Annotated in this window: 18 protein-coding genes; 16 read left to right on the forward strand and 2 right to left on the reverse strand. The window is 69.5% G+C overall.

Annotation, left to right across the window (positions count from 1 at the left end; genetic code table 11):
* Positions 1 to 128: 128 nt before the first annotated feature.
* Positions 129 to 2,822 (reverse strand): LuxR C-terminal-related transcriptional regulator, encoded by a 2,694-nt coding sequence (locus LGM71_RS05485; protein WP_175816643.1) that lies wholly within the window; start codon positions 2,820 to 2,822, stop codon positions 129 to 131.
* 254 nt (positions 2,823 to 3,076) lie between these two features.
* Between LGM71_RS05485 and LGM71_RS05490 the strand changes: the two genes are divergently transcribed.
* The 13 genes from LGM71_RS05490 to LGM71_RS05550 all read left to right on the forward strand — a co-directional run bounded on the left by LGM71_RS05490 (position 3,077) and on the right by LGM71_RS05550 (position 15,805).
* Positions 3,077 to 3,973: a universal stress protein gene (locus LGM71_RS05490; protein ID WP_226114194.1), complete on the forward strand. Its 897-nt coding sequence runs from the start codon at positions 3,077 to 3,079 to the stop codon at positions 3,971 to 3,973.
* Between the two features lie 33 nt (positions 3,974 to 4,006).
* Positions 4,007 to 4,987, forward strand: coding sequence for a quinone oxidoreductase family protein (locus tag LGM71_RS05495; RefSeq protein WP_059606806.1), 981 nt, complete (start codon positions 4,007 to 4,009; stop codon positions 4,985 to 4,987).
* A 10-nt stretch (positions 4,988 to 4,997) separates the two neighbouring features.
* A complete protein-coding gene (locus LGM71_RS05500; RefSeq protein ID WP_124902426.1) occupies positions 4,998 to 5,846 on the forward strand; it encodes a TauD/TfdA dioxygenase family protein in 849 nt (282 codons plus the stop codon).
* Between the two features lie 119 nt (positions 5,847 to 5,965).
* Positions 5,966 to 7,021 carry a 3-keto-5-aminohexanoate cleavage protein gene (locus tag LGM71_RS05505; protein WP_059606809.1) on the forward strand — a complete coding sequence of 352 codons (1,056 nt, stop codon included), beginning with the start codon at positions 5,966 to 5,968 and terminating at the stop codon, positions 7,019 to 7,021.
* A 156-nt stretch (positions 7,022 to 7,177) separates the two neighbouring features.
* Positions 7,178 to 8,506: an MFS transporter gene (locus tag LGM71_RS05510; RefSeq protein ID WP_226114195.1), complete on the forward strand. Its 1,329-nt coding sequence runs from the start codon at positions 7,178 to 7,180 to the stop codon at positions 8,504 to 8,506.
* 22 nt (positions 8,507 to 8,528) lie between these two features.
* Positions 8,529 to 9,104, forward strand: coding sequence for an RBBP9/YdeN family alpha/beta hydrolase (locus LGM71_RS05515; RefSeq protein ID WP_124626230.1), 576 nt, complete (start codon positions 8,529 to 8,531; stop codon positions 9,102 to 9,104).
* A 262-nt stretch (positions 9,105 to 9,366) separates the two neighbouring features.
* Positions 9,367 to 10,533, forward strand: coding sequence for an ABC transporter substrate-binding protein (locus tag LGM71_RS05520; protein ID WP_059606816.1), 1,167 nt, complete (start codon positions 9,367 to 9,369; stop codon positions 10,531 to 10,533).
* 49 nt (positions 10,534 to 10,582) lie between these two features.
* Complete coding sequence (locus tag LGM71_RS05525; RefSeq protein WP_124902424.1) at positions 10,583 to 11,662, forward strand: ABC transporter ATP-binding protein; 1,080 nt, start codon at positions 10,583 to 10,585, stop codon at positions 11,660 to 11,662.
* Positions 11,663 to 11,708: 46 nt separating this feature from the next.
* Positions 11,709 to 12,581: an ABC transporter permease gene (locus LGM71_RS05530; RefSeq protein WP_059606956.1), complete on the forward strand. Its 873-nt coding sequence runs from the start codon at positions 11,709 to 11,711 to the stop codon at positions 12,579 to 12,581.
* Positions 12,581 to 13,504 carry an ABC transporter permease gene (locus LGM71_RS05535; protein WP_226114196.1) on the forward strand — a complete coding sequence of 308 codons (924 nt, stop codon included), beginning with the start codon at positions 12,581 to 12,583 and terminating at the stop codon, positions 13,502 to 13,504. The genes LGM71_RS05530 and LGM71_RS05535 overlap by 1 nt, the downstream gene beginning before the upstream one ends.
* Positions 13,505 to 13,695: 191 nt before the next feature.
* The gene (locus LGM71_RS05540) at positions 13,696 to 14,133 is read left to right on the forward strand and encodes a hypothetical protein (protein ID WP_226114197.1); all 438 of its coding nucleotides are present in this window, start codon (positions 13,696 to 13,698) and stop codon (positions 14,131 to 14,133) included.
* A 250-nt stretch (positions 14,134 to 14,383) separates the two neighbouring features.
* Entirely contained in the window at positions 14,384 to 14,596 is a 213-nt protein-coding gene (locus LGM71_RS05545) for a hypothetical protein (RefSeq protein WP_059606822.1), read from the forward strand.
* A gap of 381 nt (positions 14,597 to 14,977) precedes the next feature.
* Complete coding sequence (locus LGM71_RS05550) at positions 14,978 to 15,805, forward strand: alpha/beta hydrolase (RefSeq protein WP_226114198.1); 828 nt, start codon at positions 14,978 to 14,980, stop codon at positions 15,803 to 15,805.
* A 70-nt stretch (positions 15,806 to 15,875) separates the two neighbouring features.
* Here the strand turns inward: LGM71_RS05550 and LGM71_RS05555 are convergent, their stop codons facing one another.
* Complete coding sequence (locus LGM71_RS05555) at positions 15,876 to 17,051, reverse strand: hypothetical protein (protein ID WP_226114199.1); 1,176 nt, start codon at positions 17,049 to 17,051, stop codon at positions 15,876 to 15,878.
* A gap of 146 nt (positions 17,052 to 17,197) precedes the next feature.
* On the opposite strand from LGM71_RS05555, the gene LGM71_RS05560 reads away from it, so the two are divergent.
* From LGM71_RS05560 to LGM71_RS05570, 3 genes are all read left to right on the forward strand, one after another.
* Positions 17,198 to 18,124, forward strand: coding sequence for a LysR family transcriptional regulator (locus LGM71_RS05560; protein ID WP_124626242.1), 927 nt, complete (start codon positions 17,198 to 17,200; stop codon positions 18,122 to 18,124).
* 118 nt (positions 18,125 to 18,242) lie between these two features.
* A complete protein-coding gene (locus LGM71_RS05565; protein WP_226114200.1) occupies positions 18,243 to 19,445 on the forward strand; it encodes a YbfB/YjiJ family MFS transporter in 1,203 nt (400 codons plus the stop codon).
* A complete protein-coding gene (locus LGM71_RS05570; RefSeq protein ID WP_108064709.1) occupies positions 19,442 to 20,701 on the forward strand; it encodes an MFS transporter in 1,260 nt (419 codons plus the stop codon). The genes LGM71_RS05565 and LGM71_RS05570 overlap by 4 nt, the downstream gene beginning before the upstream one ends.
* Positions 20,702 to 20,950 lie beyond the last annotated feature (249 nt).

Raw genomic sequence — 20,950 nt, forward strand, 5'->3', positions numbered from 1 at the left:
TACGCAACGGCGCGCGGCCGCTCCCCCCCATGCGCGGGGGGCAGGGTTGCGGAGAATCGAAGGGCGGCCGGCAGCGAGGCTGCTGTCAACGGCAGGGCCAGGCCGCTACAGAGGTGGTCAGGCGGAGTTCAAGGCGCGCTTTCGAGCAATCCGAGCACCAGCGCGCGGCGCACCGCGTGCTTGCGCGAACTGGCGTCGAGCTTGCCGAACAGGTTCTTCAGGTGCCACTTCACGGTTTCCTCGCCGACGGCGAGCGCCACCGCGATCTCCTTGTTCGAGAGGTTGCGCGCGAGCAGTTCGAGAATCGCGCGCTCCTTGGGCGTCAGCACGACGCTCGGCACCGCGCGCGGGCTTGCCGGGCTGCGCGGCGCGGGCGGCACGATGCGCGGCTGCGGCTGCGCGGGCCGCACGGGCCCGTTGCCGGCGGGCGCCTCGTCGCCGATGCGGCGCGCCCAGTCGGCGACGGCCGGATGCAAGTCGGCGAGCGTGCGCGTGAGGCCGAACATGTCCGCGAGGTTCATCGCCTCGTCGAGCAGCGCCCGGCCGCCGTGCCCGGACTGGTCGAGCGCGAACGCGCTGAGCGCCATGATCTCGATGCGCTCGCGTCCCATGCTCATCTCGCGCGCCAGCACGGCGGCTTCGTCGAGCGCCGCGCACGCATCGTCCCAGCGGCGCGCGGCCAGCGCGGCGCCCGCGTGCGCCGTCGCCTGCAGCAGCACGACGGGGCGCCGCCACAGCGGCCCGTGCGACGGAAACTCGGCCGCGGCGATCGCGTCGATCCGCTCAACGAGCGCGTGGCAGGTCGCCTCGCGATAGCGCGCCGCGTGAATCCGCACCTGCTCGGCGAGACTCGCGACCGACAGGCGCGGCAGCCGGCGCGCGACACCCATCGCATCGAGCGCCTCGAGCAGGTCGATCGCGCGATGCTCGACGCCGCGCAGCAGCGCGATGCGCGCGGCGGTGCGATAGCCGAGCAGCACGGTATCGGGCGTGCCCGTGTGTTCGAGCACATCGAGCCGATTCGCGAGCAGCGCGGCGGCCTGGTCGACGCGGTCGGCCTCGTACGCGATCGCCGCGCACATCGCCGCGAGCATGCAGGTCAGCGGATGGCGGCGCCCGAGATCGGCTTCCGCGCGCGCCAGCGCCGGCGACAGTGCATCGTCCGCGAGCCGGATCTGGCCTTCGCGCAGGTAGCTCAGGCCCGTGATCAGCTCGCCCCAGCGCGCGACATAGCCGAACCCGGCCGCCGTCTCGCCGCGCGGCGCGGCCTGCTGGAAACGGCGCGCCTGCGCCGGTTCGCCGACGATGATCGCGCGCGCCGACAGCCGGTTCGCGTGCATCTGCGCGAGCCACGTCGCCGCCGGCGGCGTGAAGTCGGCCCACGGTTCGAACAGTTCGACGAAGCGATCGATTTCATCGGCGTAATACGCGGCCGCGCTGAGGATCAGCGCGCATTCGTAGCGCATCGCGGCCGGCGTGCCGGGGTCGGCCAGGATGCCCGCGATCTGGCGCTGCGCCTCGACATGGCGCTCGCCGAGCGCCAGCGCCCAGGCGACCGCGATCCGCAGCGTCGGACGCTTGTCGAGTTCCGCGTCGGGCAGCAGCGCGAGCCAGTCGAGCACGTCGTTGATGCGGCCCTGCTTGATCGCGTCCTCGAGGCAGCGCTGCGCAAGCGCGTATGCCGTGTCGAACTGGCCGGCCGCATACGCGTGGCGCGCGGCTTCCTCCGTCATCCCGTGCGCGTCGAGCCACGCGGCCGCGCGTGCGTGCAGCGCGCTGCGCTCGGCGTCCGGGCTCGCCGCGAGGCGGTCGCGCAACGTATCGCGCACGAGCGGATGCAGCCGGCACCAGTCGGAATCGTCCGACGCGATGAACAGCGGCGTGTCGCGCGCGAGCCGCGCGAGTCGGTCGGGGGCGTTTGCGTCGTCGAGCAGCGCGGCGCACAGCGACGGATGCAGGCGGTCGGCGACGCTCGTGCGCGTGAGGAACGCGGTGTCGTCGGCCGACAAATTCGCGAGCAGCAGCTCGACGAGCCGGTCGCGGGTGCCGTCCATCCGCGCGGCAAGCGCGTCGACGGCCTGTCGCGGATCGGCCGAGCGTGCCATCGCGGCCATCGCGAGCTGCAGCCCGAGCGGCCAGCCGTCGACGCGTTCGAACAGGCGCGCGCACGCGTCGGCGTCGACCCGCTGCGCAAAGCGCGCACCGACCAGCGCGATCGTCTCGTCGAGCGTGAAGCGCAGCCAGTCGGGGCCCGCGAGCGTGCATTGCCCGCCGGCGAGCAGGTCGCCGGCCGCGTGATCGAGCCCGCGCCGGGCCGCGACGACCACCCGCAGGTTCTGCGGCGCGTTGTGCAGCACGTAGGTCAGCGCGTCGAGGCCGGCGGGCGGCAGCCGCTCCGCGTCGTCGACGATCAGCAGTGCGTCGATCGACAGTTGCGCGACTTCGGCCAGCCACGCGGTCAGCCCCTCCAGCGCGCGGGCGGCACCGTCCGGAATCAGGCGCCCGAAGCCGGGCCGCGCGCAACCGGTGCGCACCGCCTGCACGAGCCCCTGCAACAGGCGCGGTGCGTCGTCGCGCTCGTCGGCGGACAGCCACACGACGGCACGGCCCAGTGCAAGGGATTCGCGGCGCCATTGCGCGAGCAGCGAGGTCTTGCCGTAGCCGGCCGGCGCCTGCACGAGCGTGACGGGCCGCGCGTCGAACGCCGGCGCGGCAAGGCTCAGCCGCGCACGCGCGAGCAACTGCGCCGGCACGCGCGGCGCGGTCGTCTTCAGCACGAGTTCGGTGGGGGGCGCGTCGGCGCGATCGGGTGGGTGGGCCATCGGGGCAGGAGTGGGAATCCGGCGATGCCGTGCGGGCCAGCGTCCGGGGTGGGCGTGGGGGAAGGATCGACCGAACCGCGTTCGCGCGTCAATCCCCCCCCGCGACGAGTGGGGCCGCACCGCCGTCCGGTCGATAGCATGGGTTCCGATGCGTGAGGAACGCAACCGACGAATGCAACGAGGAGGGACCATGAACATCGTATCGACCGGCGCGCGACGCAGCGCCCCGAGCGCCGGATAAGCGGAGCGGCACGATGTATCGCCATCTGCTCGTGACGGTCGACGGCGTGCCCGGCGGCATCGATGCGATCGGCCATGCGCTCGAACTGGCGCGTGCGGTCGGTGCGCGAGTCACGTTCGTGCTGTCCGCCGCCGCGCCGGACTCGCGTTTATCCGGAGCGCGGATGCCGGAACACGGTGCGAAAGTGGAAGCCGCCGCACGGGCGCAGGGCCTGTCCCATGCGATCGCGGCGGCCGGCAACACCTCACCCGCCACGCTCGCCGGCGAGCTCGGCTGCGACCTGATCGGCGTCGCGGCGCTGCCGCATGATTGTGACGCCGCCGCAGCCGCGCAACGGCGGGTGCTGCTGGCGACGAGCGGCGTACCGGTGCTCGTGTGCCCGGCGCGGCGTGCGCCGGCCGAGGCACGCGTGATGGCTCGCTGTCTCGCGGCGCATCGCGCGCTCGGCGAGCGGCTGCAGGCACTGACGATGGCGAGCGAGGACCCGGACGTGGCCAGGCAGCCGACCGCCGACGCGCACGGCCCGCTGGCGGCGCTGGCATCCCTCGCGGCGCTGCAGAACGCGCGCTTCGGCGCGTCCGCCGAAGCACGACTGTTCGCGGCATTGCGCATGCGGGCGGAGAGCACCGCGGCCGAACTCGACGAGCTCGACCGCCAGCGGCGCCGCGATGCGCACGCACTCGACGCGCTGGCGCGGCTCACCGCCGACGGGTTGCCGTCGGCCGCGTTCGATGCCGCGCTCGCCGACTACGCGCGCGGCGCGTTCGAGCAGATGGGCCGCATGGAAGGCGTGATTTTCCCGGCCGCGCGGCGCTACCTGGGCGACGCCGACTGGAACGAACTGGACACGCCCCCGGCGAGCGGCGCAGCCGCAACGACGCCGGGCGCGGACGAACCCGACGATGCGTGACACGCATCCGACTGAATACTTACGGAGAACAAGATGGCACATGCAGTGCGATTCCACGAAACCGGCGGCCCCGACGTGCTGCGCTGGGAAGCGGTCGAAGTCGGCGAGCCGGGCGCTGGGCAGGTTCGCCTGCGGCACGAGGCCGTCGGCCTGAATTTCGCCGACACGTATTTCCGCAGCGGCCTGTACCCGGTTCCGCTGCCGGCGGGCATCGGCGTCGAGGCGGCCGGTGTTGTCGAGGCCGTCGGCCCCGGCGTGACGAACGTCGCCGTCGGCGATCGCGTGACCTACACGGGCTTCCTCAACACGCTCGGCGCGTACAGCACCGAACGGCTGATTCCGGCCGCGCCCCTAGTGAAGCTGCCCGCCGGCATCGCATGCGAAACGGCCGCCGCGATGACGATGCGCGGGCTGACGTCGGCCTACCTGCTGCGCCGCATCCACGCGTTCGCGCCGGGCGACACGATCCTGCTGCATGCGGCCGCGGGCGGCGTCGGGCTGATCGTGTCGCAATGGGCGAAGCTGCTCGGGCTCACGGTGATCGGCACCGTGTCGAGCGAACACAAGGCCGCGGTCGCCCGCGCACACGGCTGCGACCACACGATCGACTACAGCCGCGAGGACGTCGCGAAACGCGTGCGCGAACTGACGGACGGTGTCGGCGTCGACGTCGTGTTCGACAGCGTCGGCCGCGACACCTTCGAAGGCTCGCTCGATTCGCTGAAGCGGCGCGGGCTGATGGTCTGCGTCGGCACCGCGTCGGGCCCGATCCCGCCGTTCGACCCGCAGCGCCTCGCGATGAAGGGCTCGCTGTACCTGACGCGTCCGGCGCTGGCCGACTACATTGCCGATCCGGCCGAGAAGAACGACCTGGCCGGCGAACTGTTCGCGCACGTCGCGGCCGGCCGCATCAAGATCGAGATCAACCAGCGCTATGCGCTGCAGGACGCCGCGCAGGCGCACCGCGATCTCGAATCACGCAAGACGACCGGTTCGTCGGTGTTCATCGTCTGAGGAGACGCGCATGCGAGTCGAACCCCTGACCTGCGCGATCGGCGCGGAACTGCTGGACGTGAGCCTCGCCGACGCCGTGCACGACGACGGCCTGTTCGCCGAGATCCGCGCGCAGCTGCTGCGTCATCGCGTGCTGTTCCTGCGCGACCAGGACATCACGCGCGCCGAGCACGTCGCGTTCGCGCGGCGTTTCGGCGAGCTCGAGGATCATCCGGTCGCCGGCAGCGATCCCGAGCACCCGGGGCTCGTGCGGATCTACAAGTCGCCCGACCAGCCGAACGACCGCTACGAGAATGCGTGGCACAGCGATGCGAGCTGGCGCGTGGCGCCGCCGCTCGGCTGCGTGCTGCGTTGCGTCGAGGGTCCGCCGGTTGGCGGCGACACGATGTGGGCGAACATGGTGCTCGCGTACGAACGCCTGCCGGAGTACGTGAAGCAGCAGATCGACGACCTGCGCGCGCGCCACAGCATCGAGGCGAGCTTCGGCGCGGCGATGCCGATCGACAAGCGCCTCGCGCTGAAGGCGCAGTACCCGGACGCCGAGCATCCGGTCGTGCGCACGCATCCCGAAACCGGCGAGAAGGTGCTGTACGTGAATGCGTTCACGACGCACTTCACGAACTTCCACACACCCGCTCGCGTGCGTGTCGGGCAGGACGCGAATCCCGGCGCTGGCCAGCTGCTGCAGTACCTGATCAGCCAGGCCTATATCCCCGAATACCAGGTGCGCTGGCGCTGGAAGAAGAACAGCGTCGCGATCTGGGACAACCGCAGCACGCAGCATTACGCGGTGATGGACTACCCGCCGTGCGTGCGCAGGATGGAGCGCGCGGGCATCGTCGGCGACGTGCCGTTCTGAGCGCGCCCGCACCGTAACCGATCCGCAACGACGCAACAACGCGCCGGGCCGCCCGCCCGGCGCGACGGGATACGCACGCCCGTACACCCCGAACACAACGATTCCATCTGGAGGACGACATGCAATTTCTCGACGATTCGCTGCACCCGGAAAACCAGGACAAGGTAGTCATCACGGTCGCGCCGTACGGCCCCGAATGGATGCCCGCGGACTTTCCGGAAGACATTCCGGTGACGATGGACGAGCACGTGCAGAAGGCCGTCGACTGCTACAACGCGGGCGCGACGGTGCTGCACCTGCATGTGCGCGAGCTCGACGGCAAGGGCAGCAAGCGGTTGTCGAAATTCAACGAGCTGCTCGGCCGGCTGCGCGAGGCGGTGCCCGACATGATCCTGCAGGTCGGCGGCTCGATCTCGTTCGCGCCGGAAGGCGACGGCGCGGAAGCGAAATGGCTGTCCGACGACACGCGCCACATGCTCGCCGAGCTGACGCCGAAGCCCGACCAGGTGACGGTCGCGATCAACACCGTGCAGATGAACATCACCGAGCTGATGAACCGCAAGGACATCGCCGGCACGTCGCTGAACGAAGCCGCGTTGTGGGACGCATACCGCGAGATGACCGTGCCGGCCGGCCCCGGCTGGGTCGACGAGCACCTGCGCCGGCTGCAGGCGGCCGGCATCCAGCCGCATTTCCAGCTCACCGGCATGCACGCGCTGGAAACGCTCGAACGGATCATCCGCCGCGGCGTCTATCGCGGCCCGCTGAACGTCACGTGGGTCGGCATCGGTGGCGGTTTCGACGGCCCGAACCCGTACAACTTCATGGAATTCGTGCGGCGCTGCCCGGACGGCGCGTGCATCACGCTCGAATCGCTGATGAAGAACGTGCTGCCGATCAACACGGTCGCGATGGCGCTGGGGCTGCATCCGCGCTGCGGGATCGAGGACACGATCATCGACCAGAAGGGCAACCGGATGACGTCGGTGCAGCAGGTCGAGCAGTGCGTGCGGATCGCGCGCGAACTCGGCCGCGACATCGCGACCGGCAAGGAGGCGAAGGCGATCTACCGGATCGGCGTGCAGTACGACGGCGTCGACGAGACGCTCGCGCAGCTCGGGATGGCGCCGAACCGCCGGCCGGGCCAGGTGAACGTGCCGCTGCGCGCGGCCTGACGCACCGCGCATCCGGGTGGCGCGCCAGCGCCGCCCGCCGATCGATGTGGCGCGGCACCCACCCTCGCGCGGTGCGCGAGGCAAGCTCCGACGAACGGAGCGGGGCCGCGCAAGCCGCGCCGGCGCATTGCCGCACCGGTGCCGGAGGAGACACGCATGCTGATTCATCACGTCGAGCCGTCGCTGCAGGACGTGGCGGCCACCGGGCGGCGCGCGCCGGCCTATGCCTGGCTCGTGTTCGGGCTGACCGTCGGTCTGCTGCTGTCGGACTACATGTCGCGGCAGGTGCTCAATGCCGTGTTTCCGCTGCTGAAGCACGCGTGGGGACTGTCGGACACGCAGCTCGGTTCGCTGTCCGGCGTCGTCGCGCTGCTCGTCGGGCTGTTGACGTTTCCGCTGTCGGTGCTCGCCGACCGCTTCGGCCGCGTACGCAGCATCGTGCTGATGGCCGCGCTGTGGAGCGTCGCGACGCTCGGATGCGCGCTGTCGACCAACTACGCCGAAATGCTCGTGGCGCGCGGGCTCGTCGGCCTCGGCGAAGCCGCGTACGGCAGCGTCGGCGTCGCGCTGATCCTCAGCATCTTTCCGGCGCGCCTGCGCGCGACGCTGACCGGCGCGTTCATGGCCGGCGGCGCGTTCGGCTCCGTGTTCGGGATGGCGCTCGGCGGCCTCGTCGGCGCGCATCTCGGCTGGCGCTGGTCGTTCGGCGTGATGGCCGCGCTCGGCATCGTGCTGCTCGTCGCGTATCGATGCGTCGTGACCGAACGGCGGCTCGCCGCTTATCGCATCGAACCGTGCCGGCGCGACGCCAGCGCGCCGCGCGACCTGCGCGGCAGCGTGCGCGCGCTGATGTCGGGGTTGTTCGCATCCCGTTCGGTGATCTGCGCGTATGTCGGCAGCGGACTGCACCTGTTCGTGCCCGGCGCGCTGTTCGCCTGGTTGCCGAGCTACCTGAACCGCTATTACGCGATGGCGCCGGACCGCGCCGCCGTGCTTGCGGCCGGCTTCGTGCTGCTGTCGGGCGTCGGGATGGTCGGCTGCGGGATCGTCACCGACCGCGTCGGCAAGACCGACGGCAAGCGCAAGTGGCTGACCGCGATCGCGTATTGCGGGCTGACGGGAGTGTGCCTCGCGGTCGCGTTCCGGCTGCCGCCCGGGCCACTGCAACTCGCACTGATCTGCGCGGGCATGCTGGTCGGCGCGGGTGCGTCGGGCGCATCGGGCGCGATGGTCGCGAACCTCACGCCGGCCGCGATCCACGCATCGGCTTTCGCGACGCTCACGCTCGCCAACAACCTGCTCGGCATGGCGCCGGGCCCGCTGCTGACGGGGTGGGTCGCCGATCGCACCGGCCTCGTCGGCGCATTGCAATGGATTCCTGCCGTGCCGCTCGCGGCCGCCGTGCTGTTCGCGATCGGACGCGCGAGCTACGCGGCCGATATCGCGCGCGTCGAACGCGAACGGCGCGCGTCACACCTTTCCTGAACCGAACCCTCCCGGAGGCAGCATGACCCTGGCGACCGCGCCCACCATCCTGATCGTGCCCGGCTTGCGCGATCACGTCGAAGATCATTGGCAGACGCATCTGCAACGGCGCCTGCCGAACGCTCGCGCCGTCGCGCCGCTCGAAGCCGACAAGCTGAGCCGCGCCGCGCGCGTCGCGGCGCTCGATGCGGCTTTGGCCGCGATCGACGGCCCCGTGATCCTCGTCGCGCACAGCGCGGGTGTCATGATCGCCGTGCATTGGGCATTGCAGGCCACGCGTGCCATCGATGGCGCACTGCTCGCCGCGCCGGCCGATCTCGATACGCCGATGCCCGCAGGCTATCCGACACCGGATGCGCTCGACGCGCACGGCTGGACGCCGGTGCCGACCCGGCCGCTGCCGTTTCCGAGCATCGTGGCCGCGAGCCGCAACGATCCGCTCGCGCGATTCGAACGAACGCAGGCGCTGGCGGCGGGATGGGGCAGCCGGCTCGTCGATCTCGGCGAAGTCGGACACCTGAACCCGGCGTCCGGGTACGGCGAGTGGCGGGATGCGGAGCGGCTGATCGGGGAGGTGATCGCGCTCCGTGCGGCCTGAGCGCCGTCTGCAACGCGCCGCGCACGATTTCATGCCGGCGCGTCCGTCGGAACCGATTTCAGTTCAGCGTCCGTTGATATACGACGTCCTAACATGCTACCTATCCGTCGCAACGGCCAATAAGCAAATCCTCAACAAGAGGAAGGTTTTTGTTAGGGAAATTCCCGCCCCGCGCGGGTCGGTTTTTTGTTGACCGACATCGTATAACGCCGTCATGATTTCCCGAAAGAACGGTCCCATCCACCGACCGAAGCGAGGAGACATGAACACCACCACGATCGCGCGCCGTGTCCGCCGGATCGCCCTGGCGCTGGGCCTGACGCTGTCGGCCGCGGCCGCCGTCGCGGCTCCCGTATCGCTGAATGTCGTCGACGTCGCGGGCAACCTGCAGCTCACGCAGAAGGCCATCGAGGCGTTCAAGGAGAAGAACCCGAATCTCGTCTCGAACGTGACGTTCACGAACGCGCCCGCGCCGCAGTTGCCGGGCAAGATCAAGGCGATGCAGGCGGCGGGACGCGCCGACATCGACCTCGTGCTGACGGGCACCGACGCGCTGGCCGCCGGCATCGAGCAGAACCTGTGGCTGAAGCTGCTGCCCGACAACGCGGGCGCGTTTCCCGGCGTGCTCGACAGATACGCGCCCGGCCCGCGCAAGATGCAGGACCTCGCGCAGGGCTTCGGTCTCGAAGTGACCTACATGCCGGCCGGCCCGCTGCTCGAATACAACCCGGCCAAGGTCAGCGATCCGCCGAAGACGCCCGACCAGCTGCTCGCGTGGTGCAAGGCGCATCCGAACAAGCTGATCTACGCGCGCCCGGCGAACTCGGGCCCCGGCCGCACCTTCCTGATGGGGCTGCCGTACGTGCTCGGCGACAAGAACCCGCAGGACCCGATCAACGGCTGGGACAAAACTTGGGCGTTCCTGAAGCAGCTCAACGACTGCGTGCCGTACTACCCGGGCGGCACGTCGGCCGTGATGAAGGAGCTCGGCGAAGGCACGCGCGACATGACGGTGACCGTCACCGGCTGGGACCTCAACCCGCGCGCGCTCGGCATCGTGCCGGCCGAGTTCAGGATCCAGGCATTCGACAACATGACGTGGGTCAACGATGCGCACTTCATGGTGATTCCGAAGGGCGTGGCGAAGGACAAGCTCGACGTGCTGTTCAAGCTGATGAACTTCCTGCTCGAACCGGCGCAGCAGGCGATGACCTACGACGACGGCTACTTCTATCCGGGCCCGGCGGTGAAGGGCGTGACGCTCGAGATGGCGCCCGCGCACAGCCAGGAGGTGATCAGGAAGTTCGGCCGCCCCGAATACGCGAAGCTGCTCGCGGATCGTCCGCACGTGCAGCCGCTCAACGCGCAGGCAATGGTCGCCGCGTTCCAGAAGTGGGACCGCGAGATCGGGTCGCAGAAGTCGAAATGACGCATGAACCCGCGGGCGCCGCGGCGCCCGCGCCGACGGAGCTCGCGTAATGAAGCACAGTTTCGAACGGTTGCGGCTCGACGGCGTGTGCCGCAGCTTCACCAATGCGGAGGGCGCGCAGGTCGCCGCACTGAACGGGCTCGATCTCGACATCAGGCGCGGCGAGTTCATCGCGCTGCTCGGCCCGTCGGGCTGCGGCAAGTCGACCGCGCTGAACTGCATCGCCGGGCTGCAGCCGCTCACGAGCGGCGGCATCTGGCTCGACGACACGCGCATCGACGTGTTGCCGCCCGAGCGCCGCGGCTTCGGCATGGTGTTCCAGAACTACGCGCTGTTTCCGCACATGTCGGTGCTCGAGAACGTCGGCTTCGGGCTGAAGATGCGCGGCGTGCCGAAGCAGGAAGCGCGGCGGCGCGCGCAGCAGGCACTCGAACTCGTGCAGCTCGTCGGCCACGAGGGCAAGCTGCCCGGGCAGCTGTCGGGCGGGCAGCAGCAGCGCGTCGCGATCGCGCGCGCGATCGTCATCGAGCCGCCGCTCGTGCTGATGGACGAGCCGCTGTCGAACCTCGACACGAAGCTGCGCATCGAGATGCGTGCCGAGATCCGCCGCATCCACACGCAGCTCGAACGCGCGACGATCTACGTGACGCACGACCAGGACGAAGCGCTGTCGATGGCCGACCGGATCGTCGTGATGAAGGAGGGCGTCGTGCAGCAGGTGGCGTCGCCGAAAGACGTGTACACGCGCCCGCACAACCTGCACGTCGCACGCTTCATGGGCTATCGCAACGTGCTGCCGTTCACGCTCGAAGGGATGGCCGGCGACTACGTGAACGTCACCGCGGCTGGCGTGCGTATCACGGGCGTGCCGATGGCCGGTTTCGACGGCAAGGACGTCGTGGTCGCGCTGCGCCCCGACGACATTGAGCGTGCGGAAGAGGGCGCCGACAACGCATTCGACGCGACCGTCGAAACGGTCGAATACGGCGGCCGCGACTCACTCATCCGCGTGATCACGCCGTTCGGCCCGATCTGGGCGCGGGTCGCCGGCGAATTCGCCGAGGGCGAGCGGTTGCGGTTGCGCGTGGCGCCGGCGCGCACGCTCGTCTATGCGGGCGACGCGCCATGAACGGCCGCTGCGCCGCGTGCACGGCAGCGCGCTGCCCGGAGGCCGCATGAGCACGCTCGCGACAGGCGGCGCGCCGCGTGACGCGAAGGCGTGGCTCGTCACGCCGGCGATCGCGTTCATCGTCGCGCTGTTCATCTATCCGTTCGCGTACGGCCTCGTGTTGTCGTTCCAGCCGATGAACGGCGGCGGCGCGCTCGCAAACTACGTGCAGTTCTTCACCGACACCGCGATGTGGCCGACCGTGCTCGTCACGCTGAAGCTCGCGGTGCCGGCGACGCTGATCAACGTCGGCATCTCGGTGCCCGTCGCGTTTGCGCTGCGCCGCAACTCGCCGTACCAGAAGCTCGTCACGACGCTGCTCGTGATTCCGGTCACGCTCGGCACGGTGCTCGTCGCCGACGGGATGCTCACGTATTTCGGACCGAACGGCTGGTTTCCGCAGGCGCTTCAGGGGCTGCACCTGTACACGGACGAAGTGCGCCTCACGCACAATTATTGGGGCGTCCTGCTGTCGCTGATCGTGTCGGGCTTTCCGTTCGCGTTCCTGCTGATGCTGTCGTACATCAGCGGCATCGACCCGACGCTCGCGCGCGCCGCGGCCACGCTCGGCGCGAACCCGTGGCAGCAGTTCCGGCGGATCTACCTGCCGCTGCTCGTGCCGGGGCTGACGATGGCCGCATGCCTGTCGTTCGTGCAGGCGTTCTCGGTATTCCCGTCGGCCGTGCTCCTCGGCGCGCCGGCCGGGCCGACGCGCGTGATCTCGATCGCGGCCGCCGAAGCCGCGTTCGAGAGCTACGACTATTCGCTCGCATCGGCGATCGCGATCGTGATGGGCTTCGTGCAGTTGCTGGTGGTCGCGTCGATGCTCGGCGCGCGCCGCTTCTTCTATACCGGTCCGGTCACGGGGGGCAAGGGCTGATGGCGACCAACAATCATGCGGCGCCGGCGTGGCCGCCGAAACATAGCCCGCCCGGCGCGCAGCCCGTCAACGCGATGAAGCCGCGGAAACTACGCGACAGCCTCGCCGGCCGCGCGTGGAAGGCGCTCGTATGGGGGCTGATGGCGTTCTTCCTGCTGAACGTGATGCTGCTGATCGCGACCGTCGCGGTGAACTCGGTCGCGACACGCTGGTTCGGCACGCCGCTGCCGCAGGGCTTCACGCTGCACTGGTATGCGAAGGCGTGGGAAGACTTCCAGCTCGCCAGCGTGCTGTGGGTGACCGTCGAAGTCGTCGGCGCGGTCGTGCTGCTGTCGGTCGCGCTCGGCGTGCCGGCCGCCTACGCGCTCGCGCGCGTGCAGTTCCGCGGCAAGCGCTTCGCGCTGCTGGTGTTCCTGCTGCCGCTGATGGTGCCGCCCGTCACGTACGGGATCCCGATGGCGACCGTGATGTACAAGGTCGGGCTCGCGGGCACGCTGCCAGGCGTGATCCTCGCGAACCTCGTGCCGGCGCTGCCGTTCGTGATCCTCGTGATGACGCCGTTCATCGAGCAGATCGATCCGAATCTCGAAGCCGCCGCGCGCATCTTCGGCGCGAACACGTGGCGCTATTTCCGCTACGTTCTGCTGCCGCTGCTGGTGCCCGGCATGCTCGCGGCGGGGCTGCTCGTGCTGGTGCGCACGATCGGGATGTTCGAGCTGACCTTCTTCACCGCGGGCCCCAGCACGCAGACGCTCGTCGTCGCGCTGTATTACGCGGTGTTCTCGACGGGCGTGCGCGCGCCGCAGTCGATCGACGCGATGGCGATGATCTACATGGCCATCACGCTCGTGTGGGTCGTGATCGCGCTGCAGTTCGTGAGCCCGACGCAGCTCGTGAGTCGCGTGAAGCAGGAGCGGCAGTAGGCGCGCACGAAAGCGGCGGGACAGCGGGGCGTTCGCACCGATCACGCCGTTCACGCCGTCCGTGCAATTGGTTACAAATGGATACCGCGAACGACGCGCGGACGTTGCAGACTACGCGGCATACCGGCTCGGCGATGCGCTCACTGGCATCGCTGCGTGCCGCCCGACGTTCACCCGATTCGCGGAGTTCCATGAAGTTTCCCACGCTGCTGACGCTCGGCTGTGCCGCCACGCTGCTCGCCGCCTGCCACCTGCTCCACGACGGCCCCGGATCGAGCGACGTCGATGCCGCGGTGCGCCGCGCGCTCGAAGCGGAAAACCACGGCGGCCTGAACGCGCTGTTCGGCCAGCCGCTGCCCGTGTCGGCCGACGTGATCTCGGCGAAGCCCGCCGGCGACTGCAGGAAGGCCGGCGAACGCACCTACGCGTGCGACGTCGTGATCACCTGGCGCAACAGCGATTACACGCCGTCGCGCGCGAACCTGACCTTCGTGCAGGCCGCCGACGGTTCGTGGCAGACCTCGGGCGTCGACGCCGCCATCGCGACCAGCGCCGCCAAGTCGCTGATCGACAAGATCGGCAAGGCATGGCCTGGCAATGCGGCCAGCGGCGCGTCGGCACCGCAGTGACGCGCCGGCGACGGGCTTCGTCGCCGCTCCTGCCGAAATGCCGTGCGGACGATGCGTGTGGCACCGTCGCCTGCCTTCCTTTGAAGGCAACCGTTATCCCGTCTTGTCCGATGCATGAACCCTGCGTAACGGCGAAAAAGGGCGCAAACACGGCCTGCCATCGGTCGAAGCCATCCTCGGTATGCGGACTGGAATATAGGGAAAACCCTTAATTCGAGATATAATCGCGGGCTAGAAGAAAGGTCGAACCATGCCCGAACGTTTCCAATCTCTCGAAAAATTTCTGTTCTCCCTGGTCGTGATGTCCGCGGTCTTCTGCTCCGCATTCCTCGCGTACGAGCGTCACCCCGAGATCAAGATCGCGCTGCACGAAGGCGAAGCGCTGATGCGCGAAAGCGCCAAGTATTCGGTGATCTGCTCGCCGTCCAAGGTCGATCCTTGCGTCGAGATGTCCGCTTACTGAGCCTCGTCTCCCGCTGACGCACCGCGCTGATTCCCGCCGACACGCGCCGGCGGCGCGCATCGCGCACCCGCGCGCACCGGTTCCGGTCGCGCATCGCCTGAACTGAACCCCGCTTCCCCGATTCCCGGATTCCGCTGCGGCGAGCGTCATGCCGCTTCATCACGCCGGTGCGCTCGTTCGCGCATGCGCCGGCACGATGTGCGTGCTGCTCGACAGTCCTTCGCCGAAAGCGGACAGGCGCACGCCGCCCCCGCCGATTCCGGATAGCCGGCGCCTGTTGCGCTGCGCATAATGGTGCAACGGCGTCGGCCCGCCTGGCGCCTTCGTAGCGTGGCACCGCGACTGTCCCGCGCATCCGCAATCCGACCCGGCGCTTCCCGAATGACGATCCTCTATCGCGGCATGGACCGCGCGGCGCTCGACGCCGCCTACCTGAACACGAAGGCCATTCCCGATTTCCCCGCGGTGCTCGCGTCCTGCCAGGCACGCAGCGCAGCGCTTTACGATGCGACGCCCGGGCAGCGCGACCTGCGTTACGGTGCGCGTCCGGCGCAGCGCTTCGACTGGCTGCGGTGCGGCCGGCCCGACGCGCCGCTGTTCGTGTTCATTCACGGCGGCTACTGGCAGCACTGTGCGAAAGAGGATTTCGCGTACGCGGCCGCCGGGCCGCTCGCACGCGGCTTCGACGTCGTGCTCGCCGAATACACGCTCGCACCGACCGCATCGATGACCGACATCGTCGGCGAGATCGGCGCGTTGCTCGACCATCTCGCGGCCGACCCCGACGGCATCGGCACCGCAGGACGACCGATCCACCTGAGCGGTCACTCGGCCGGCGGCCACCTGACGGCCGTGCATCGCGCGCATCCGGCCGTCGTGTCTGCGCTCGCGATCAGCCCGCTCGTCGATCTCGAACCGATCTCGCTGTGCGTGCTCGACGACAAGCTGAAGCTCGCCGCGCAAGAGATCACCGCATACAGTCCACTGCTTCACATCGGGCCCGGCGCACCGACCGTCGTCGCGGTCGGCGCGGCCGAACTGCCGGAGCTCGTGCGCCACTCGCACGAATACGCGGACGCATGCGAAGCGGCCGGCGAACGGATCGCACGCGCATGGCTACCCGGCATGCAGCACTTCACGGTGCTCGACGATCTCGCGAAACCGGGGAGCGCGATGCTCGCCGCGTTGCAGGCGGTCGCGCCGCATTGACCGCGCCGTATTGCGTCGCGTCGCGTGATTTCGCGCCGCGTGCGGCCGGGTAGGGCCGCCGCATTGCCGCTCATTGCGACGCGCACGGATTAGGGCATCCGGCCGTCGCCGTCAGACCGGCATCGACATCGGGGGCAGGGGCGGCGTCGGCGCCTTGCTGGCGGACCGTATCCGACGCCACTGCCTGCAACCTTGCTGCCATGTCCGGCGCGATGCCGAGCTGCGCGGCCGCTTGCTCCCGCGGGCCAAACGTACGGACGTCGACACCGGCGATCTGCTGAAACAGCACGAGCGCGCTCAGGTAAGCGCCCAGCACGCCCGGATGCAGATAGTCTGGCCGCGAGATCGGCGGGTCGTTCTGCGCGCGCATGCCGTACCACAGCAGCGGTGCGCCGGACGGCGCATACGGGTCGGGATCGGCGACGCCGGTCGTCCACGCGCGCTGCCACGCGCGGCCGACCGGCACGACGGCGGCGATGGACGGATCGCCCCGGCGCGCGCCATCGAACGCATCGCGATATGCGGCAACGAGGGCGGTGAGGCGATCGACGTAGCGCGCGTGAAAACCGATGCTATCCGGCTCGCCCGCCAGCGCTTTCGCGAGATCGGCACGTGGCCAGGTTTCATATAGATAAACACGCGCTTGCGGCGCCGCCGCGCGAATGCCGCGTGCGAGCTTCGCGACGCTCGCACGGAAACCGGCCGGATCGCAGGCGCGGCTGTGCGTGAGCGCGAACGGCAGAGGCTTCGCGCTCAGTTCCTGCAGGACCACCACATCCCACGTGGGCCGGTCGATCACGTCCGATGCGACGCGGTCATGTTTCGCGAGACTCGTCGCCGACATCGCTTCCAGATGAACCTCGAAGTCGAGTCCGGCTTCGGCGGCGAAGCGCGCGAAAATCCCCGGAATCCCGCCCCACGGGCCCGGCTCGCGTTCGGCGCGGGCCCCGGTCTGCCCGAAGTTTTCGTCGACGACCCGCGCGGTGCCGCCAACCTCCTTGCTGCCGGGCCGCATCGCGCCGTACGAACGCACGGGCGTGTAACGGCCGTGCGTGAGGCTGTCGCCGACGAACAGGATGCGTTGCGGCGTGCGCATTGCCGGTACGGGCGACCCGCCCGGCAAGTGCGTGGCTTCCGTGGCCGAGGTGGCCGTCGCCGGCCCGACGACCAGCAACGCCACGACGCACGTCAGTGCGGAACGCAAGATCGGGCAACAGAACGAGGGCATGGCGGGCATTTCAGTCATCGCGGGGTTTCGGAGGACGCGTGGCCGCAGTATTTCACGAAGCGGCACAGCGAGGCCGACCACGCATCGCGGGACGCGTACGGTAGACTGCTCGCTGGCTTTTTCCCGCCGCCAATGACACGACCACTCTCGCACGCTCACACGCCATGGACCGAATCGATGCGATGAAGGTGTTCGTCGCCACGCTGGACGAGGGCAGTCTCGCTGGCGCGAGCCGCCGTCTCGGCCGCTCGCCGGCGGCAGTCAGCCGCGCGATCGCGTTTCTCGAGGAGCACACGGGCACCGCGCTGCTGTACCGGACCACCCGGACGATTCGCCTCAGCGAAGCCGGTGAACGCTACGCCGCAGCGTGCCGCCGCATCCTCGCGGATCTCGAGGAAGCGGACATGCTGATCGCCGACGAACGCTCGGCGCCGCGCGGACTGCTGACGATCACGGCTCCGGTCGCCGCCGGCGAGGACGTGCTGCGCGCGCTCATCGACGAATTCATCGACCGCCATCCGGCCGTGTCGATTCGCCTGCAACTGCTCGACCGTCCCGTCAGCCTGATCGACGAAGGAATCGACGTCGCGCTGCGCATCGCACATCTGGCGGATTCGACGCTCGTCGCGATCCCGGTGGGCGCGGTGCGGCGTGTCGTCGTCGCGTCACCCGACTATCTGGCGAAGCATCCGCCGATCACCGCGCCGGCCGATCTCGCACGGCACCGGATCATCTCGATGACGCACTTCGGGCTCGATTCATGGAGCTTCCCGCCGTCGGGCCAGTCGGCGCTGCCGCAGGTGGTCCAGTTCGCGCCGCGCTTCATCGTCAACACGATCCGCGGCGCGCTTGCATCGGCGCTCGCCGGCCACGGCGTCACGCGCCTCTTCTCGTATCACGTCGCCGAGCAGGTTCGGGACGGCGCGCTGCGAATCGTGCTGCGCGACAGCGAACATGCGCCGCTGCCGATTCACGTCGTCACGCCTTACGGACGGCTGTCGGTGCCGAAAGTGCGGACGTTCGTCGATTTCGCCGCGCCACGATTGCGCGAGCACTTCGCACGGCTGGCCACCATCACCGACGAAGATTGAACCGGCCTGCGGAAGAATGGCTTCCGCAACGCGTGGATTCTCCCGAAACTCGGTTCAATCTAGACTTCCTTCAACCGACGGGCGCGTATGCGTCCGCCCAGCGAATGGAGGTCCTTCAATGCAACAAGCGCTTCTCGACCGGCAGAACGCCCCCGCGTTCAACGTGTGGCGCGGCACGGTGTCCGGTGCCAGTGCGAGCCTGATCGGCATCGGTCTGGCACGATTTTCGTATACGCCGCTGCTGCCCGCGATCATCGGCGCGCACTGGTTTCCCGCGTCGACGGCCGCCTATCTGGGTGCGGCCAACCTCGGCGGCTATCTGGCCGGTGCGCTGGTCGCCGGCGCGCTCGCGCGCCGCGCCGGCTCGACCGCCGTGCTGCGCGCGATGATGCTGCTCGCGACGCTTGCGTTCGTCGCGTGCGCGGTGCCCGTGTCGTTCCTGTGGTTCTTCGTCTGGCGCTTTGCGTCCGGCCTGTCCGGCGGCGCCCTGATGGTGCTCGCCGCGCCGGCGATCCTCACGCATGTGCCGCCGGCGCGCCGCGGTTTCGCGAGCGGCGGCATCTTCACGGGAATCGGTCTCGGCATCGCGGCGTCGGGCACGATCGTGCCGATCCTGCTGCGGCAGAGTCTCACCGCGACGTGGCTGGGGCTCGCGATCGTGTCGCTGCTGTTGACCGCCGTCGCGTGGCGCGGCTGGCCGGCTGACGATGCGCCGCCTGCGGCCGTCGCGTCGCCGGCCACGCACGCACGCAACCTCCCGACCGGCAGCCTGCGCGCGCTGTACGTCGAATACGGGCTCAACGCGGTCGGGCTGGTCCCGCACATGATCTTCCTCGTCGACTACGTAGCGCGCGGACTCGACAAGGGCGTGGACGCGGGCGCGCAGTACTGGGTGCTGTACGGTCTCGGTGCGATCGTCGGGCCGCTCGCGTGCGGGCATCTCGCCGATCGAGCGGGATTCGGTCGCGCACTGCGTATTGCATTCGCGATCGAGGCCGTCGCCGTCGTGCTGCCGCTGCTCGGGATGGGGCCCGCCGCGCTGATCGTATCGAGCGTGCTGGTCGGCGCGTTCACGCCCGGCATCGTACCGCTCGTACTTGGCCGCGTGAATGAACTGCTCGCACATCATCCGTCGGTTGCGAAACGCGCATGGCGCAGTGCGACGACCAGCTTCGCGATCATGCAGGCGATGGCTGCCTACGGCCTGTCGTACCTGTTCGCCTCGAGCGGCGGTCGATACGAAACGCTGTTCGCCGTCGGAGCCGCCGCGCTGCTGCTGGCGCTCGTGGTCGACGTCGTCGCATCGGCGAGGGCGCGATGAGCACGACCATCCAGACGCCTGACACGGCGCGCGCCGGCCGGTCCGCCGCCAGCTATGCCGAACGGAACGCGCGCTACTGGCAGCGCAATCTCGCCGTGTGCGTGTTCGGCTCGTTCACGACGCTCGTCAGCCTGAGCATGCTGCTGCCGTTCCTGCCGCTGTACGTGCGGCAGCTCGGCGTCGATGCGCAATCGGCCGTGATCGAGTGGTCCGGCGTCGCCTTCGGCGCGACGTTTCTCGGCACCGCAGTCACCGCACCGCTGTGGGGCCGCCTCGCGGATCGCTTTGGCCGCAAACCAATGCTCGTGCGCGCTGCACTCGGAATGGCCGTCGTGATGTCGCTGATCGGCGTTGCGCACAACGTTCAGGAACTCGTCGCACTGAGGCTCGTCGCCGGGCTCGTCGGCGGCTATGCGTCGGCGTCGACCGTGATGGTGGGCACGCAGGCACCGCGCGAACGCGCGGGCTGGGCACTCGGCATCCTGTCGACCGGTGCACTCGCGGGCAACCTCGTCGGGCCGCTCGTCGGCGGCTTGCTGCCGGGCTGGCTCGGCATCCGCGGGACATTTTTCGCGGGTGGGGCGATGATCGCCGTCGCCGCGCTGCTGACGATCCTGCTCGTGAAGGAGGACTTTCACGCGGACACCGACGCACTGACGCGACACGCCCGCGCAACGACCGCGGACACGGCACGGCGCACCGATCTTGCGGCGGTCGCCGCGCTCCTGGTGACGGCAATGATGGTCCTGCTCGCGAACATGTCGATCGAGCCGATCATCACGGTATATATCGGCGGGCTCGGCGTGGATGGCAGCCACCTCGCGCGCGTCGCCGGCGTCGTGATGGCCTGTTCCGCACTGGGCAGCATGCTGACCGCCGCGCGGCTCGGCGCGCTCGCCGACCGAATCGGCAGCTGGAATGTCATCGTCGGCTGCCTGCTGCTGACCGCGCTCGCAATGGTGCCGCAGGCCTTCGTCTCGCACTGGTGGCAACTCGCGGCACTGCGCGTGCTGATGGGGATGACGCTCGCCGGGCTGCTCCCGTCGATCGGCAAGCTGGTCCGGCAGTCCGTCGACGAGCGCGCGACGGGCCAGATGCTCGGCTACCTGCAATCCGCGCAGTTCGGCGGGCAGGTGATCGGCCCCGTGATCGGCGGACAGATCGGCGTCGCGCTCGGCCTGCATGCGGTGTTCTTCGTGACAGCCGCGCTACTGACGGCATGCGCGGGGCTCGCCTATCGGGTACGCAGGCGATAGAAGCAAGTTGGGCTGGCGCGCGGGCGGCAGGCCGGCGTAGCATGGGCGCGGTTGCCGGGGGCTGTTTCGCGCACCGTTCGGATGCGCATCGCGCCGCGCGACGGCCGCGTCATTGCCCGATCGGCCGCCGAGCTCGACACCGCTTTCCCGTGACCGGCTCCGCGCGACGCGCCGTGAACATGCCGTATACCGGACCCGACCCAGCAGCTTCGGCCCGCATCTGGCCGCAGCATTCCGATCCCGGACGTT

This window comes from Burkholderia sp. AU33545, from assembly GCF_020419685.1.
Taxonomy (GTDB): domain Bacteria; phylum Pseudomonadota; class Gammaproteobacteria; order Burkholderiales; family Burkholderiaceae; genus Burkholderia; species Burkholderia diffusa.